The 16425-nt window shown below is 39.7% G+C and carries 16 protein-coding genes; 9 read left to right on the plus strand and 7 right to left on the minus strand.

Annotated elements, in window-relative coordinates; genetic code table 11:
* Window positions 1-61 precede the first annotated feature (61 nt).
* Entirely contained in the window at window positions 62-541 is a 480-nt protein-coding gene (locus tag AC5ZC7_RS19265) for a hypothetical protein (protein WP_511911256.1), read from the plus strand.
* A 691-nt stretch (window positions 542-1232) separates the two neighbouring features.
* Window positions 1233-1712, plus strand: coding sequence for a macro domain-containing protein (locus tag AC5ZC7_RS19270; RefSeq protein WP_496157268.1), 480 nt, complete (start codon window positions 1233-1235; stop codon window positions 1710-1712).
* Window positions 1713-1736: 24 nt separating this feature from the next.
* Here AC5ZC7_RS19270 and AC5ZC7_RS19275 read toward each other — a convergent pair whose 3' ends face one another.
* Window positions 1737-2450: a cyclic nucleotide-binding domain-containing protein gene (locus AC5ZC7_RS19275; RefSeq protein ID WP_496157267.1), complete on the minus strand. Its 714-nt coding sequence runs from the start codon at window positions 2448-2450 to the stop codon at window positions 1737-1739.
* Between the two features lie 95 nt (window positions 2451-2545).
* On the opposite strand from AC5ZC7_RS19275, the gene AC5ZC7_RS19280 reads away from it, so the two are divergent.
* From AC5ZC7_RS19280 to AC5ZC7_RS19300, 5 genes are all read left to right on the plus strand, one after another.
* A complete protein-coding gene (locus AC5ZC7_RS19280) occupies window positions 2546-2950 on the plus strand; it encodes a biotin/lipoyl attachment domain-containing protein (protein WP_496157266.1) in 405 nt (134 codons plus the stop codon).
* Between the two features lie 27 nt (window positions 2951-2977).
* On the plus strand, window positions 2978-3559 hold the full coding sequence (locus AC5ZC7_RS19285; RefSeq protein ID WP_496157265.1) for a methyltransferase: 582 nt from the start codon (window positions 2978-2980) through the stop codon (window positions 3557-3559).
* A gap of 38 nt (window positions 3560-3597) precedes the next feature.
* A complete protein-coding gene (locus AC5ZC7_RS19290; protein ID WP_496157264.1) occupies window positions 3598-3882 on the plus strand; it encodes a hypothetical protein in 285 nt (94 codons plus the stop codon).
* A 110-nt stretch (window positions 3883-3992) separates the two neighbouring features.
* Window positions 3993-4298 (plus strand): DUF983 domain-containing protein, encoded by a 306-nt coding sequence (locus AC5ZC7_RS19295; protein ID WP_511911606.1) that lies wholly within the window; start codon window positions 3993-3995, stop codon window positions 4296-4298.
* A 55-nt stretch (window positions 4299-4353) separates the two neighbouring features.
* A complete protein-coding gene (locus AC5ZC7_RS19300; protein WP_496157262.1) occupies window positions 4354-6030 on the plus strand; it encodes a sulfate permease in 1677 nt (558 codons plus the stop codon).
* A 357-nt stretch (window positions 6031-6387) separates the two neighbouring features.
* Here the strand turns inward: AC5ZC7_RS19300 and gcvT are convergent, their stop codons facing one another.
* The 3 genes from gcvT to AC5ZC7_RS19315 all read right to left on the minus strand — a co-directional run bounded on the left by gcvT (window position 6388) and on the right by AC5ZC7_RS19315 (window position 8704).
* Window positions 6388-7479: a glycine cleavage system aminomethyltransferase GcvT gene (gene gcvT / locus AC5ZC7_RS19305; protein WP_496157261.1), complete on the minus strand. Its 1092-nt coding sequence runs from the start codon at window positions 7477-7479 to the stop codon at window positions 6388-6390.
* A gap of 66 nt (window positions 7480-7545) precedes the next feature.
* The gene (gcvH, locus tag AC5ZC7_RS19310; protein WP_496157260.1) at window positions 7546-7920 is read right to left on the minus strand and encodes a glycine cleavage system protein GcvH; all 375 of its coding nucleotides are present in this window, start codon (window positions 7918-7920) and stop codon (window positions 7546-7548) included.
* A gap of 166 nt (window positions 7921-8086) precedes the next feature.
* Window positions 8087-8704: a methyltransferase domain-containing protein gene (locus AC5ZC7_RS19315; RefSeq protein ID WP_496157259.1), complete on the minus strand. Its 618-nt coding sequence runs from the start codon at window positions 8702-8704 to the stop codon at window positions 8087-8089.
* 165 nt (window positions 8705-8869) lie between these two features.
* Between AC5ZC7_RS19315 and AC5ZC7_RS19320 the strand changes: the two genes are divergently transcribed.
* Entirely contained in the window at window positions 8870-9577 is a 708-nt protein-coding gene (locus AC5ZC7_RS19320) for a cyclic nucleotide-binding domain-containing protein (RefSeq protein WP_496157258.1), read from the plus strand.
* A 27-nt stretch (window positions 9578-9604) separates the two neighbouring features.
* Here the strand turns inward: AC5ZC7_RS19320 and AC5ZC7_RS19325 are convergent, their stop codons facing one another.
* Genes AC5ZC7_RS19325 through AC5ZC7_RS19335 form a run of 3 tightly spaced genes read right to left on the minus strand, consistent with a single transcriptional unit; the run spans window position 9605 to window position 11310 of the window.
* On the minus strand, window positions 9605-10357 hold the full coding sequence (locus AC5ZC7_RS19325) for a DUF1275 family protein (RefSeq protein WP_496157257.1): 753 nt from the start codon (window positions 10355-10357) through the stop codon (window positions 9605-9607).
* A gap of 56 nt (window positions 10358-10413) precedes the next feature.
* Entirely contained in the window at window positions 10414-10677 is a 264-nt protein-coding gene (locus tag AC5ZC7_RS19330; protein WP_496157256.1) for a hypothetical protein, read from the minus strand.
* Window positions 10678-10713: 36 nt separating this feature from the next.
* Complete coding sequence (locus tag AC5ZC7_RS19335; protein WP_496157255.1) at window positions 10714-11310, minus strand: methyltransferase domain-containing protein; 597 nt, start codon at window positions 11308-11310, stop codon at window positions 10714-10716.
* A 955-nt stretch (window positions 11311-12265) separates the two neighbouring features.
* Here AC5ZC7_RS19335 and AC5ZC7_RS19340 point away from each other — a divergent pair.
* Window positions 12266-16117 (plus strand): response regulator, encoded by a 3852-nt coding sequence (locus tag AC5ZC7_RS19340; protein WP_496157254.1) that lies wholly within the window; start codon window positions 12266-12268, stop codon window positions 16115-16117.
* The last annotated feature ends 308 nt before the right edge of the window (window positions 16118-16425 follow it).

Below are 16425 nucleotides of genomic sequence, written 5' to 3' on the forward strand. Positions count from 1 at the left end.
TGGCACATTTTTTTTACATTTGCCTGGTAGCTTTGTTCCCCGCAACTGACCTTAATAAAATATGAATAGCAAAATCATCCTTAGCGTATCACTTTTACTTTCGCTTATTTTCGTGTCGTCATGCTACGACAGCAAATCTCAGCAAGCAACGGAAAATGAAACTAAAACAGGCATTACAGCAGTATCAGTTTCCATTTCCGGCGGACTAAGGGCAATACCATCGAAGGCATATACCATTATGATTACCAAAGACAGTGTATATTACCGGCTTTATGCTATTGATACAAATCAAAACACCCTAAAATCATATCCCAACACAGAACTGGATTGGAAAAGTTTATTGAGCAAAATTGATTTGGAAAAATTTAAAAATGCTAAAAACGGCGCATCCCGCCAGGCCTACGATGGGATAGACACAGAAATAACCATCTCCACACAAAACGGACAATATGTAAAAATAAACGCAGACAATAATCCGGGATGGGACAGTATTTACAAACAATTAGTTGAAACATACTATAAAAAAACAAACGACCATTGAAAAAACATCTACTCTCTGGTGATGGTTGCACAGCGAAGAATAGAAATTATCAAACTTTCATCAAATGAATAAAAACTGCTACTGACAACAAATGAGTAAAACTATATTAAGATTTTGGCTGGCTAACCTTCTGATAAGTGCGGTGCTATATTTTTCTTACAGGGTTGTTATCCGCGAAACACAGCCAATCGAGACAACCTTACTGGGAAAATTTTTCAACATTATCGATATTCTGTTAAACCTGGGTTTTTCAATTATATATCTTGTAGTAATGACTTTTAGCTCCTTAACGTTTTTTCTGAATCTGATAGAAAAAATTAAAAACAACTCCCTCTTGTCCTTTCTGACATTTTCAGGAATACCGTTCGTTTGCATTGTTTTCTTAGCGGTTAATGTTTCGATGGATATTTATCAATACAATGAAAGTCCGCTAAAAACACTTTTAGTTTTTTCAGTGATTTATTTATTATGTACGATCGCGGAGTTTTTAATCTTCAGGAAAAAGGTAAAAAGCAGGTGAAGACGAAGATATATTCTCTTGGGTGAAGGATTCAATTAGCGTAGCGGTTTTCCTTCAGGGTTGTCATTATGAAATAACGTCCTGTTGGGTGAGCATTTAGGCCCCTATTATCAAGAACAAATGACACGCGCAAATAAGAAAAAATATATTTATTTGTAAAAAGAAACAATCGTGAGCAACAACAGCAGCATCATATACCTAAAAGGTGACGCAACAAAGCCTTTTATCAATGGGAATAAAATCATCGTCCACATATGCAACGATATTGGTCGTTGGGGCAAAGGTTTTGTCGTGGCTGTTTCGAAACGTTGGCCCCAACCTGAAAAGAGTTATAGAGAATGGTTCAAGTCAAAAGATAATTTTGCGCTGGGGCAAGCGCAATTTGTGCAAGTTGAAACAGATATATGGGTTGCCAATATAATAGGGCAACATAAAATCAACAAGGACGAAAATGGTAATGCCCCGATACGCTATGAAGCTGTAAGAGTAGGACTTAAGCAAGTAGGAGAATTTGCGGCAGAAATAAAAGCAACAGTTCACATGCCAAGAATAGGATGCGGACTTGCTGGCGGAACATGGGATCAAATAGAGCCGATAATTTCAAAAGAAGTCATATGCCGGTTTGTGGAGGTGTTTGTGTACGATTTCTAATCAAAAATGATACTTCTGGAACATTTAGCCCATGCCGCAACCTGATACCTTAATAAGTTGCTTTATGTCTTTGATACAAATCTTCCTGCTATGGGATGTTAAAATGCCGGCAGTTTTAAACTCTGTTAAAAATCTAACAATATTCTCCTTACCGGTACCTACCATGTTAGCCAGATCACTACGGGAAAGATTAATCATAATATCTTCCCCTGGTGCTGTTTCTTCCTTAAATTTTTCGCGTAACACAATTAATGTAATGGCGAGTCTCTCTTTAACAGAACGTTGTGCAAATACAGAAATGCTATTTGCCAGTACTGTAAATTCATGACTGAGCGCTTTGAGTAATCTACGTGGCAACACACTGGATCTTCCCATAATAGTCATGAAATCTTCTTTGGGGATGAATGCTATGACACTTTCTTCTAATGTAGCAGCGGAGTCGGGATAACGTTCATCCGCCAAAATAGCATGGTATCCGATTAATTCGCCCGCATTGGCAACATATATAATCTGTTCCCTACCACTCCGATCAACCTGGTACTTTTTAACCTTCCCTTTTTTTATAAAGAAAATGCCAGAGGCCACAGCTCCCTCCCTGAATATAACTTCCCCTTTACCATAGCATTGTTCCTGCATATGGGAAAAGAGATCCGTACATTCATCCTCGGGCAGACTATTTAGGATGGACTGGGATTTAAAATTCCATTTATAAATTGGAAACAGACCATCTAAACTCATAGCAATCGACTCATTGGGCTAAAAAGTGATTTTTTGCAGTTTTTTAATTGAAAAGTATCAATGAAACCAAATGCTGCCAAAGATACCTTTGCAATATGAAAATATCAACTATTTCTCGCCCCAGGATCAATTTCACCAATAACCATGAGTGGATTGCTCTTAATGGTAGTGTTGGGTTTGTAGGTGTTTCTGCACACAGACTAAAAGGGATTAAAAATATAGTTAATGTAATATGGCATAATCCGAAAGGCATTATTGATAAAGGAACCCTTATTGCTGAAATCCACACAGCTGACGAGATTATACCTATACACGCTCCTCTTGGTTGCAAATATCTTGGTCAGAATCAAAAACTATCGGGGAACCTGAACCTTATATTGGAAAGTCCACAGGACAATGGTTGGGTATTTTTTGTGACCCCGATGAAATTCCACCACCAGGCCCCTCTTCTTTCACTTGAAAACTACCAGAAATTAATACGATCCAAAGTTGCTAATTGATTTTTAATACTAATGGGAAACTCCTTGATGAAACCTAACTGGTATCTGACTGATGCATCATTTGACTGGCTGTTTCCAGAAAGGATTCAGCAAATGTCGAAGCGGCACTGGACTCCAATGGGAGTCGCCAAAAAGGCTGCTGCCTTCCTGGCCTCAGAAAAAGGCAAAAAGATCCTGGATATTGGAAGTGGTGTTGGAAAATTCGCGCTCATCGGCGCTCATTACTTTCCCGAATCATTTTTTCACGGTGTTGAGCAAAGGAGCGAGTTACATCATTATGCATTGGCAGCAAAAGAATACACTAAGACCGTTAATTCAGAATTTATAAATGGCAACTTCACACAAGTTGACCTTACTGAATATGATCACTTTTATTTCTACAATGCCTTTTTTGAAAATCTGGATGCTAAAGATAGAATAGATCATCAGATTGATTATTCAATCAGTCTATATCAATATTACTCCCGGTACCTATATAAGGAACTCGATAATAAGCCTGAAGGAACCAGGTTAACGACTTTCCGTAGCCTGGAAGATGAAATCCCACCAGGTTACCAGCTGGTAGACGCTTCAGAAGACTCCTTACTGAAAATGTGGATAAAAAAATGACAATCGGTTATTGCACATAAAATAAAATGCACGGAGCTATGACAATGGATGAATATGTAGCCACAATAATTGAACAAATTCAGGCCGCAAAAGATAACGCGGAAGTAGAGAAGGTAATTCAGGTATCCATCATCAACATGACAGAGAAGAAGAAGAATGGATTTATAATACAACGATGTCTTGACAAATTGCAGACAGCATTAGCCGAAATTCCTTCTTTTAATTGCAGTAGCGAACAATGGGGTTGTTATCGTTTTGCTCTTATCTGCATTAATAATTCATCTGTTAAGTACGCACCTGAAGACCAGAAGAAAATATTGTGATGAAGAAATCAAATTTTATTACCAGCATTTTAGAAAATAAATGCCCCCGATGCAGAAAAGGGAAATTATTTAAAAATGATAACCCTTACGAGCTAAAGAAAGTGCTGGATATGCACGACAACTGCCCTGTGTGTGGCCAACGGACGGAATTGGAGATAGGATTCTGGTATGGAACCGGATATGTTAGCTATGTGCTGGCAGTGATGTTCTCAGTATTTAACTTAGTATGGTATTGGCTGTTCTTTGGCATAACCTGGAGAGATAACAGTATATTCCATTGGCTGATAGTTAATGGGATCATACTTACACTTTCGATGCCCTTCTTAATGCGATTGTCCCGGACATTATACCTCACCTTTTATGTAGGCCATGATCCTGACGCCGAAGATCGGAAGAAAAAAGAGAAATTATCATAAGCACTTCCTACTTTAACTAAGCCGTCATAGGCTGCCCATGTTTTAAGTAATTTTTATGTTCACACCTAAACTACTCGAAACATTAAAAGGATATACCCGCATACAATTTGTAAAAGATTTACTTGCTGGGTTAATTGTCGGTATTGTTGCGTTACCGCTGGCTATTGCTTTTGCAATTGCTTCCGGAGTATCGCCGGAAAGGGGCCTTTACACTGCTATCATAGCAGGTTTTATCATCTCTGCAGCGGGCGGCAGTAGCGTCCAAATAGGTGGGCCTACTGGCGCTTTCATTGTAATAGTGTATGGTATTGTACAACAACATGGGGTTACTGGCCTGATAATAGCCACTTTTATGGCCGGGGTAATCCTCATTATTATGGGGATCGCACGTTTAGGATCTGTGATAAAATTCATTCCATATCCACTAATAGTAGGATTCACCAGTGGCATTGCACTGGTAATATTTTCCTCTCAAATAAGAGATTTCTTAGGCCTCAATATAACAACGATTCCATCTGATTTTACAAAAAAATGGATGATATACGGTCAACATATTTCGTCTGTCAATTATTATTCCTTTGCTATTGCCATTTTTACCACCCTGCTGGTTTTTTTATGGCCTAAAGTTACACACAGAATTCCGGGATCATTAATCGCAATTATTCTTTCAACCCTGGCAACGCAATTGTTTCATTTACCTGTGGATACAATTGGCAGCAGGTTTGGGAGCATCCCTACCTCACTGCCTTCACCCTCTTTACCCCACCTTGATTTTGATACTATTAAACTACTAATACAACCGGCTTTTACCATAGCATTACTCGGCGGTATTGAATCATTACTTTCTGCAGTTGTGGCTGATGGTATGATTGGGGGGAAACATAAAAGCAACATGGAGTTGGTCGCTCAGGGAGCAGCCAACATATTTTCATCAATATTTGGCGGAATCCCTGCCACCGGGGCAATTGCAAGGACGGCGACTAATATTAAAAATGGTGGACGCACCCCTGTTGCAGGTATTGTTCATGCGTTAACACTACTGCTGATAATGCTTTTTATTGGAAAATGGGCGGCCCTTATACCAATGGCTACATTAGCTGGTATTCTCGTAGTAGTTGCCTATAACATGAGCGAATGGGAAAATTTTATTGCTATAATCAAAGGCCCTAAGAGTGATGCAGCGGTGTTAATTGCGACCTTTCTACTCACGGTAATTATTGATCTTACGGTGGCGATAGAAATTGGAATGATATTGTCTGTATTTCTGTTTATGAGAAAAATGGCTCAGTTCAGCAATGTTAATATCATAACCAAACAATTCGATGGCAACAAAACTAACGAAGATCTTTTATCCATATCCAATTTTACTATCCCTCCCGGGGTAGAAGTATTTGAGATAACCGGTCCCCTTTTCTTCGGTGCCGCATATAAGTTTAAAGATGCCAGCAAATTTATTGAAAGCAGCCCACAGGTGCTGATCATCAGAATGAGGCAGGTACCTATTATTGATGCCACCGGCATTCAGACGCTCAAAGACGTAAATAAAGACCTGCAGCACCGCGGCACAAAACTTATACTATCAGAAATACCGACTAAAGAAGTATATGAAGAATTGAGAAAAGCCCGGTTACTGTTCAGTATTGGAAAAGCAAATGTGGCAGATACTTTCGTCAAATCAATTGAAAGAAGCAAAAAAATAATATCAGACAGGCGCCTAAAATCGGGCACTTAACTATTGCTATATCAAGAACCAACCGTTACTTTAAATTTTCCGGCACTCATAGTAAGTGTAGGTATTAACAGCGATTGAATTTTTGCGCTATTGCTCAAATAAATAGCAATCAATATCCCAATTTACCTTCTCTTTACTTTGATATCACTAGCGATAAGGCCGGTAAGAATGACAGGTCAGCATTGAAGAGTCAATTCATGCTGACTGAAAAATGGGGGATACAGTTACACTAAGGACATCTTAACACCTTCCTGCCATCCCCGGCCCTGGCAGAATTCTACCATATTTAACCGCAGAAAATTTATACTAATCAATATTCACTATTCCAGCAACACACTCCGACAAAACACAGGAATATTATCTTATCTGCGTTTTTATAAATGGAGGGCGACAGATTTTTGCCGCGCACATCTTATCTCTTATCTTTACGAAAATAGTGCTGCCTTCTGCAGCAAAGTCACTATCAATATATCCCAGACCTATACCTTTCTTTAGCGAAGGCGATTGTGTACCTGAAGTCACTACTCCAATATGTACCCTGTTTATGCTATAAATTTTATACTCATGCCGCGGAATGCTTTTCTCCATCATTTCAAATCCAATCAATTTACGGGACAGACCACCTGCCTTTTGCTTTTCAAGTAGATCATCGGCCGTAAATGGTTTGGTAAATTTTGTGATCCAGCCCAATCCCGCTTCCAACGGCGAAGTTGAATCGTCAATATCATTGCCGTATAAGCAATATCCCATCTCCAAACGTAAGGTATCCCTTGCACCAAGACCTATCGGCTTTATACCAAATTGTCTTCCTGCATCAAAAATATGATGCCAGAGCCTTGCAGCATTCTTATTAGGGAAATACAACTCAAAACCACCGGCACCGGTATAGCCGGTATTTGAAATAATTACATTAGATATACCTCCTAATGTTCCTATTCTGAACCCATAGTAGGGTATTTCAGACAAATTAACCGTAGTTAATTTTTGTAAAGTATCCAACGCCATAGGGCCTTGTACCGCCAATAAAGAAATATTCTCTGAAATATTGTTTATCTCCGCATTGAAAGTGTTCTTCAGCTTAATCCAGCTGAGGTCTTTTTCTATATTTGATGCATTTACAACTAGCATATAAGTAGTTGCATCCAATCTATATACCAGCAGGTCATCCACTATTCCACCCATATCATTGGTGAGACAGGAATATTGTATCTTCCCATCTTCCAGCTTAGAGGCGTCATTAGTAGCTACTTGCTGGACCAGGGATAAAGCCTCTGGGCCCTTGATTATAATCTCTCCCATATGGGATACATCAAATACACCTACACCTTTTCTCACGGTTTCATGTTCGATATTTATTCCCTCATATTGAATTGGCATGTTATAACCGGCAAATGCCACTATCTTGGCCCCCAATTGACGATGAACATCTGTCAATGCTGTATCTTTCATTTTGTATATTAAAGTATAGTTAGAATCTATCTCCTTTTTATTATAGTTTCAGTAATCCCAATCGTCCTATTGCACGAGATTTGCATACTGTTCGGCAGAGAGCAGGTGTGTTGTATCTATAGGTAGCCTCACCTGTATTTTAATAATCCAACTACCATAAGGATCTTTATTTACCAGTTCAGGGCCTTTTTCAAGAAGGGCATTGACTTCAATCACCTTACCTGCCAGGGGCATAAAAAGATCCGAAACAGTTTTAACTGCTTCAACCGTTCCAAAAATAGCTTCAGATTCAAGCGTTTTATTATTTGAAGGAATGTCCAGGAAAACAATATCCCCCAGTTCTTTCTGCGCAAAATCAGAAATGCCGATATATGCAAACTCACCATCAAGGTGAATCCACTCATGATCTTTTGAATACAGCAAATGTGTTGGATAATACATGATTTTACTAAATTTTCAGTTTTAATTGGTGATTGGATTGATTGATCATTTAGGTGTTAAATTATAAGTGCAACAGTTATAGGGTTTGCGATATATTCCTCGTATTTTACATTTCAGTGATCAGGTAAACGCATCAATAGGCTGGTGATCAATGTCTTGGCTATTTTTATAATTTTACCCAGAATTTTAGCAAACGATCTATATCTGTACTCACAATTTGATACCCGTTCGGTGCCTCCTCCTCTGCGCAGTGATAAGTCGCAAGCCGCGTACCAGCCGGCATTCTTTCCAGTTGATGATATAAATACCTGTTATATTGATTATACAAAGCCCTTGAATACGTAAGTTTATTGTCTATTTTATAAGCGCCAGGGAGGTTTTCATAAAAGGAGTTGAAAAAGTAAAAATGGTCATATTGTGTGAAATCCAGTTCCATTAAGTTACCAAGCATGTAAGTAACATTATTAAGCCCTGCCATTTCCTGAGCAATGGTTGCATAGCGCACCAGGTCATACCGTTGTTCAATACCGTAAAAGAACGCTTCGGGGTGGTAATATGCCCCTCCCATACAAAATTTACCTGCCCCACTACCAATATCCAATACTTTGACACCCGGAGTTGCAGCCAGAAATCCGGATGCTTTCCGAACCACCTTTAGCGGGGTCCAGTGCTTTTGAGCCAGCGCCTGTATGTAAAGGGGATAGAGATGATGGAAATTATCATCTGAATCAAACCATTTATCCAAATGTCCACGTAACGGAGTTGATGCTGATGTTAATGACATGTATTATGCTAATGTTTGTAGTTTACAATTGAACCAGTAAAATTCATTGAATGTAACTGCCAGATCCATGCTGTAAAGGTATTTATCATTCAATCTCGCTGCGGTAAACTTTATCATCCTAAAAAGTGATTTTTATCAATTTTAAAAATGTTAATTTTGTGTGCTATGAGTATCAAGGGTATATTTCCAATAGATAAATGGGATTTCAAAAGTGAATCCATCCTTGCAGACTTGCCGCATGATGTTTATGAGCTGTTGACTGCCCATAAGAGTGAGCAGATATATAAAAAGAACGAGATCCTTTTTAGAGAAGGATCTTATCCATCCGGTATATTTTATATAACCAAAGGAAAAATCAAAAAATATAAGGTTGATAATGAAGGTAAAGAGCAGATCATCTATTTGGCCAATACAGGGCAACTGATCGGGTATCATGCCATTTTATCAGAAGATCGGTATCCTGACTCTGCTGCCGTGATAGAAGAAAGTTCCATCGCCTTCATTCCTAAAGAGGATTTTTTGAATGCGCTCGATTATTCTCCTTTGCTTAATAACAGGCTACTAAAAACTTTAAGCCATGAATTTGCGGTGCTGGCTAACAGCCTAACAATGTTCGCACAGAAAACTGTAAGGGAACGACTAGCGCTGCAATTGATCATTATACGGGAAAAATATAAAGAAAATTATGTCGATGGTATGTCCATAGAAATAAATATAAGCCGGGAAGATCTAGCCAGCCTTGTTGGAACCGCCAGGGAAAATATCGTAAGGGTCTTGACTGAATTTAAAGAAGATGACATCCTGGAAACAAAAGGCAGGAAAATTATGATAAAAGACGTCAACAAGTTGATTAAAATAGCTAATTATAAATAGATGTGGTGCGCAAATTAATTAGTATTGCTATCCGTTTTCCCCCAATATTTTTTTATCATGAATCATAATGCGATGTACCATTTTGGAAAACCTCACGCGAAAAGCCTCATAAAACATGGCAATAACCAATACAGCTGCCGGTAAATAAAAGGTGAAGTACTTAAATTTCAAAAACAGATATCCTCCTGCAATTCCGCCTGTCAGAAAGAAAAATATGATAACGAGTCGTAGTACTATTTTTTTCCTGACAGCCGCAACGTTTTTCCCGGGAGCAGATACTAATGTATACAGATCAATACCAAGATCTGTAAACATACCGGTAAGGTGTGTAGTTCTAACCACATATCCTGAAATTGTTGAAACCAAAGCATTTTGCATTCCCATTGCGAATAACAGGCTACCAGCAAAGTATTCCGTTTTGATAATCGACCGATCAAATGTGTGTCCAAAGCTGCCTACCAGTATAAGAATTGCGATCTCACTCACAATAGGTATAACATAGCCAAATCTTTTGTTCTGTTGTGTTTTACCGGTACAAAAACTTGAAAAAAAAGCCCCTGCAAGAAAAAGTATTAGCCATAACCCAATCATTCGCGCGGATCTCAGATCTCCGGTAGCCAACTTCTGCGCTAGTAATGCTGCATGTCCAGTGACATTAGTGGTCAACACTGCAAAGGAAAAAAAACCGGCTGCATTTACCATTCCAGCGGTAAAACATAAAAGTACCGCCAGTCGTAAGTTATGGCGGTAATTTCTCTTTCTTCCTATATGACGCAGCATTTATTAATTTAATTGAAAATTGAACATCAAAATAATAAGTACGCAAAAAATTAATCTTAAACTAATTCCATCGTCGAATATTTTCGTAGGTACATATTAGCGTAACGTAAACATCCCCATTGAGTACTATTCCAATTGATAGGTGATAGATTTTCAAGCCAAGCCTGTAATTCCAAGACAAATGGCTTAATCATATTCGCATACTCCGTTTGCTCAATACCTGCTATTGCAACGGAGATAATTCTTTCAACCTGGTTATTATCCTGTGCCGCTTTCAATTCATCAATCACTAACAATACATATTTATCTACCTTCATCATCTTCGATTTTAATATCAAATCTTAATCATTTTCCAGTTATCTCTTTATCCACATTTTTAAGAGAAAATCTACCGTTGCATCAACCATCTGGTAATCAGGTGGTATTTCGTCTTCCAGACTATGGAACGTCACCAATCTGGTGCCACTAGGTTTATTGTCTAATCCCTTGAACATATAACGGGAATAATAATTATATAAGCCCGTAGAATATTCCATCTCCTGGTCAATTTGTCCATCATCAACAAGGTTCTCAAAAAAAGAATTATAAAAATAAAAGTGATCAAAGGCTTCAAAATCTATCTGCGTAAAATTGCCATTTATGAATTCAACATTCCCTGCGGCTGTTAATTCTTTCGCAGCCTGCGCAAAATGATACAGCTCTTTTCGTTGTTCCACACCATAAAATGTAGCTTCAGGAAATTGATGGCCTCCAATCAGACAAAACTTGCCAACTCCACTACCAATATCAAGAATTCTCTTACCTGATCCCGAGGCCAGGAATTTAGCTGATTTTCTTGCCACCTCCATAGGAGTCCAGTGTCGCTTGGATAATTGCTGTATCCGTTCTGGATACAACCAATCAAATGCCGCATCATTCACATACCACGTTGCATTAGAGGTAATATTTTCCATGTTTATTGCTGACTATTTTAGAAAGAATATATTATTGGCTGTTGGGAAAAGGTTAACTGAATCAGCGAAACAAAATGTGTGAGTCAATGCAGTAGGGAACATTTCCTGAGTGTCTAAATAAGTATCAATTTTTGAAACGTATTCTTCGTCGATAACCTGCAAAAACACTATTCTAAACAATCTATTCCATTGAAGTAATAATGATGCTACGCTCGTCTTTCCCATATTCATAGTAGTCTCCAGGTATTTACTGACTTGTAACCGGAACTTTATTTTATAGGGCAAAGTTACCGGAAGATCCACTCCGTTTAATTGATACTTTTCAATTTAAAAATTGCAAAAAGTCACTTTTCTACTAAAAGATGGGGGCTGTAATACAAAATACCATTACACCAAACGGTTGGTCTGTAGGCTTTTGGACACAATGACCGCATAAGGCTGATATGCGAGGTTTTTCCGTAGCCGATTTAACCGGTAAGCAGTACGCCCTTAATTATATTTCTGGTATCTAACAGTATCGTATACACGACTGGGACGATCCTGGAACAGGCACCTCCCCCTATTAAAATACACTGCAATATGTTCGCGTCATATTTTAAATTATTTACTTATCTCCAGAGCTGACATTAAACCATTCAATATGGAAAAATTTGTTATCACCAAGGACGTCAAAGAAGAGCTTCCTTTTAAACTCAATGCAGGTAATGGCGAAAGTGGGAACAAAGTTCTGGCAAAACACAAATAATTCATATTCAATATTATAAATATTAATATTAAATATTCCGATGAGAGAAATAAGCAAATCATCTGTTTGGCAACCACCATTAATTGTCACATTAACATTTAATATTTGTTTTTTGGGAAGAAGTTCGTTTAATTTATAACGCACTTATTGATGGCGGGTATACTTTAATAGTATTACCTATTAAAAGTCCACGTTTTTAAAACTTACTAAATGAAAAGGGGAGGTCTGCTTGTTGCAGCAATGCTTTATGTAGCAGCTACTTTTGCTTCGCAGGTTAATTTTGTCAGTCTCAATAATACCTATGCCCTTGCCATCAGAGAAATGGCATCGGTATGCAAGGATGTGGATGGTTTCATCTGGGCTTCATCCCGGATGGGGGTATTGCGGGTGGCAGAACCAGACTGCAGGATTTACCGTTTACCCTATGTTTCGGCGGATGTTATTTCTTTGAAACTAATGTATGGTGCCGGCATGCTGGTAGCCTATTCCAATAACGGTCAACTTTTCAGGTTCAATAAAAGACTGGACAAATTTGAGCTGCTGATTGATCTTAGGGGGCCACTGAAAACCGGGCACCTTAGCGTCAATAATGCGGTAATAGACGAGAGCGGGGCTATCTGGGTGGCTTCGTCCATGGGATTACACAGATTTTATGATGGTAAGCTCCGGGCAATAGGCAGGGAAGCCGACGAGATGTCGCGAGTGGCTATATCGGATAAAGGTTTGCTCGCTGTAGTCCGCGGAAACGCACTATATACTATAGACAAGCGTACCTGTGAGCTGAAATACGTTTGTGGTAATATACCCAAAAACGTTTCGGCGCTGGCGTATGATAAAATTTCCAACAAGCTTTGGATCGGTACATTTTCAGATGGACTGATGTATTACGATTTTTCTGTAAAGAGTGCCGCTAAAAAGGTGAATATTGACTTGCCCCGGCAGCCGATTCTGGCAATTGCATTTAACACGGACGCTACAATGCTACTGGGAATGGACGGACAAGGTATCTGGGAGCTTTCAAGGTCGGGGGAAAAGATATTGCATCATTACAAGGAGGATATGAACGATCCTGAATCACTGAAAGGGAATGGGGTTTATGACATATTTTGTGATAGCAGCAGGATCTGGATCAGCACACTCACCGGAGGATTGTCTTATTTCGAACAGCATCCACCAGGCGCGGTACATATAGTGCATCAGATAAACAGCAAAAACTCCCTGGTAAATAATCATGTTAACAGCGTTTTACAGGATCATTTGGGTAATCTTTGGTTTGCTACTAACAATGGTATTTCCCGGTGGAACGAAAAGACCGATAAATGGCAGACCTTCTACGCAGATAGAAAAGAAGCGGTCAGCGCTTTCCTGGTACTGGCAGAAGACAGTACCGGTAAGATATGGGCGGGCACATACGGGGCAGGTGTATATGTACTTGATCCGGCGACCGGCAGGGAGCTGGCGCACTACGCAAATGAAAAAGGCAGTAACCGGCCTTTTAATAATTATGTATTTGATATTTATGTAGATAGTAACAAGGATATATGGTATGGTGGTGGCCTGGGTAATATGGTAAGATATGTTGCTGCTGAAAATAGCTTTAAAAAATATGACTATCAGCCTGTTTCTGCTTTCGCGGAGCTAAGCAATCATCAGCTGCTCATGGGATGTACCTATGGATTGGGTATCATGGACAAACAGAATGGAGATAAACAGATTATTGTTGATGGGTTCCTGGTAAGCGATATTGTTTACTACAAAAACAAAGTATGGCTGGCCACTGCCGGAAACGGCGTACTGTCCTATGATATGGGCGATAAATCGATGCGGCATTTCAACATGAATAATGGATTGCCGTCAGACTATGCCAACAGTATCATGGTAGCTGATTCGTTTATCTGGATAGGTACAGAAGGGGGCATCGCAAAATTGGACCCGCAGCGGCAGCAGGTACAGACATTTGCTCATATTTCACCGATATACCGACTGGCCTGCAACAGGAATGCGTCTTCCATTCTGAAAGATGGTCGCATCATTGTTGGCACCAATAACGGTGCAGTGTTGTTCCCGCCAGATATAACACAACCCAATACCAGCAATGGCAGGATATTTCTGCAGGATCTTACAATTGCCGGCAGGTCCGTACATGATAGTCTTTCGCCATTAATGGGTATCGACCTCTCAAAATTAGCCACACTACAACTTAATTATTTACAGCACGACTTCTCATTTGAACTGGTGATACTGGACGAAGGTGTGTCCCGCTCTGCAATTGAATGGATGCTGGAAGGTTGGGACAAAGATTGGAATAAGTCGGGAGAAGGAAGGAAAATAAATTATAGTAATATTTCCCCTGGAGAATACAAATTAAAAATACATCTCCTGGCCAATGATGTAATTGTAGCAGAAAAAGTAATAGACATCCGGATAATCCCGCCATTCTGGAAACGCAGGTGGTTTTATGCTGCCGTTCTGCTGCTGCTGGTTACGGTGATGTATTTTGCCCTGCGATTATATATTGATAAACTGCAACGCAAACATACCGCAGATAAAATCCGCTTTTTTACCAACACGGCACATGAGATGAGAAACGCGCTCACACTGGTGAAGGCGCCAATAGAGGAACTTAAAAAAGAGATTTTTTCAGAGAAAGGCCACCAACACCTGCAACTGGCTACGGAGCAGATAAAAGAACTGACAACGACCGCTTCACGTTTGCTCGACTTTCAAAAAGTAGATGCCGGCAAAGAAATAGTCAATTTCAGCAGCGTGGATATTGTACAGCTAATTGCAGCCAGAAAAGCGCTGTTTGACGCCTGGGCCGCACAAGAAGAAATTGTTATCCGGTTTAATACGGATATCAGACATTATACTTCAGCAGTAGATGTGCTGATGATGGAAAAAGTAGTCGATAACCTGATATCCAATGCCATAAAGTATGCGTACAGGAATAGTACTGTACTGCTCGTGTTTTCCGGTACCAAACAAAGCTGGACACTGGAAGTAACAAACAAGGGAATAGGGATTGGCAGAAAAGCACAGCGTAGTATTTTTCGGGAATTCTATCGCAGCGAAAATGCAGTAAACGCCAGGATTACAGGTTCCGGTATCGGGTTGCTGCTTACCAAAAGTTATGTAAAATTGCACCACGGAGAGATCTCTTTTGCCAGCCAGGAAAATGCCGGGGCGTTATTCAAAATTGAAATCCCTTATACTGAGATCGCTTCCGTAGAGGATCTGACACCTCCACGGCAGGAATTAAGCCATGAAATCGTCCCTGCCCCATTATGGTCAGACGTGGATGCACCGGAACCTTTAAGCAAACTACGTGTATTCATCGCAGAAGATAATGAAAAATTACGGGCCTTCCTCCTCACTGCCTTACAAACAGAATTCCAGGTATTCACTGCAAATAACGGACAGGAGGCATGGCCACTCATCCGGAAAGAACTGCCGGACCTTGTAATTTCCGATATAGTAATGCCTGAAATGAACGGCCATGATCTCTGCCGGCTCATAAAGGCTACATTCGAAACCTCACACATCCCATTGATCTTGTTGTCGGCACTCAATTCCCAAACCGACCAGCTTTATGGCCTCGGACTGGGCGCTGATGATTACCTGACCAAACCTTTCGATATACCGCTGCTGGTCCAGAAAATTAAAACCATCGTACGTAACAGAACAGTCATCAGGGAAAAAGCCCTTCGCCTGATTCAACCTGAAAATAATATTCCCATCCTGCAAAATGAGCATAACGACAAATTCGTGAAACAGGCGGTAATGGTAGTCCGCAACAACCTCGCCAACGCGGCGTTTGGAAAAGAAGAGTTTGCCGCTGCCATGTTCGTTAGCTCCTCCCTGCTCTATAAAAAATTAAAAAGCCTTACCGGACAGTCGCCGGTAGATTTCATCAAATCTATCCGACTTAACCACGCACTCGGGCTACTCCAGTCCAGAAAACATAGTGTAATGGAGATTAGCGAATTATGCGGTTTTTCCAGTGTCAGCTATTTTAGTACTTCTTTCAAGAAATTTTATGGAAAATCTCCCGCAGATATATAATTGTCATCTTTACAATTAATTTTAAAAAGAGACATTCATTTGGCATAAAATATATACCCGCCGATTATTAATTGTCTAAAATACATTTAATAGGATAACAGGCAGCCTTTCTTTGCCCATGGCTACACGGATCGTTTATCAACTATGAAAACCGTACTACATTCAAGGAATATTATCTAAAAGTTAAACCGAAATATCTGCTTTTGAATGCTATTGTTCAGCATCCACGGTATATTTGTTTCATCACCCTTCCGGAGGGAATGAAGCGTTATGAAATACTTCTGATTTTATTTAATAGTCCCGTTATG

Source organism: Chitinophaga sp. 9-1-y (assembly GCF_059511905.2).

Coding starts and splice junctions, on each gene's coding strand:
- AC5ZC7_RS19265 (WP_511911256.1), top strand. CDS start 62: ATGAATAGCAAAATCATCCTTAGCGTATCACTTTTACTTTCGCTTATT.
- AC5ZC7_RS19275 (WP_496157267.1), bottom strand. CDS start 2,450: ATGAGTTTAGATGGTCTGTTTCCAATTTATAAATGGAATTTTAAATCC.
- AC5ZC7_RS19280 (WP_496157266.1), top strand. CDS start 2,546: ATGAAAATATCAACTATTTCTCGCCCCAGGATCAATTTCACCAATAAC.
- AC5ZC7_RS19285 (WP_496157265.1), top strand. CDS start 2,978: ATGAAACCTAACTGGTATCTGACTGATGCATCATTTGACTGGCTGTTT.
- AC5ZC7_RS19290 (WP_496157264.1), top strand. CDS start 3,598: ATGACAATGGATGAATATGTAGCCACAATAATTGAACAAATTCAGGCC.
- AC5ZC7_RS19295 (WP_511911606.1), top strand. CDS start 3,993: ATGCACGACAACTGCCCTGTGTGTGGCCAACGGACGGAATTGGAGATA.
- AC5ZC7_RS19300 (WP_496157262.1), top strand. CDS start 4,354: ATGTTCACACCTAAACTACTCGAAACATTAAAAGGATATACCCGCATA.
- gcvT (WP_496157261.1), bottom strand. CDS start 7,479: ATGAAAGATACAGCATTGACAGATGTTCATCGTCAATTGGGGGCCAAG.
- gcvH (WP_496157260.1), bottom strand. CDS start 7,920: ATGTATTATCCAACACATTTGCTGTATTCAAAAGATCATGAGTGGATT.
- AC5ZC7_RS19315 (WP_496157259.1), bottom strand. CDS start 8,704: ATGTCATTAACATCAGCATCAACTCCGTTACGTGGACATTTGGATAAA.
- AC5ZC7_RS19320 (WP_496157258.1), top strand. CDS start 8,870: ATGAGTATCAAGGGTATATTTCCAATAGATAAATGGGATTTCAAAAGT.
- AC5ZC7_RS19325 (WP_496157257.1), bottom strand. CDS start 10,357: ATGCTGCGTCATATAGGAAGAAAGAGAAATTACCGCCATAACTTACGA.
- AC5ZC7_RS19330 (WP_496157256.1), bottom strand. CDS start 10,677: ATGATGAAGGTAGATAAATATGTATTGTTAGTGATTGATGAATTGAAA.
- AC5ZC7_RS19335 (WP_496157255.1), bottom strand. CDS start 11,310: ATGGAAAATATTACCTCTAATGCAACGTGGTATGTGAATGATGCGGCA.
- AC5ZC7_RS19340 (WP_496157254.1), top strand. CDS start 12,266: ATGAAAAGGGGAGGTCTGCTTGTTGCAGCAATGCTTTATGTAGCAGCT.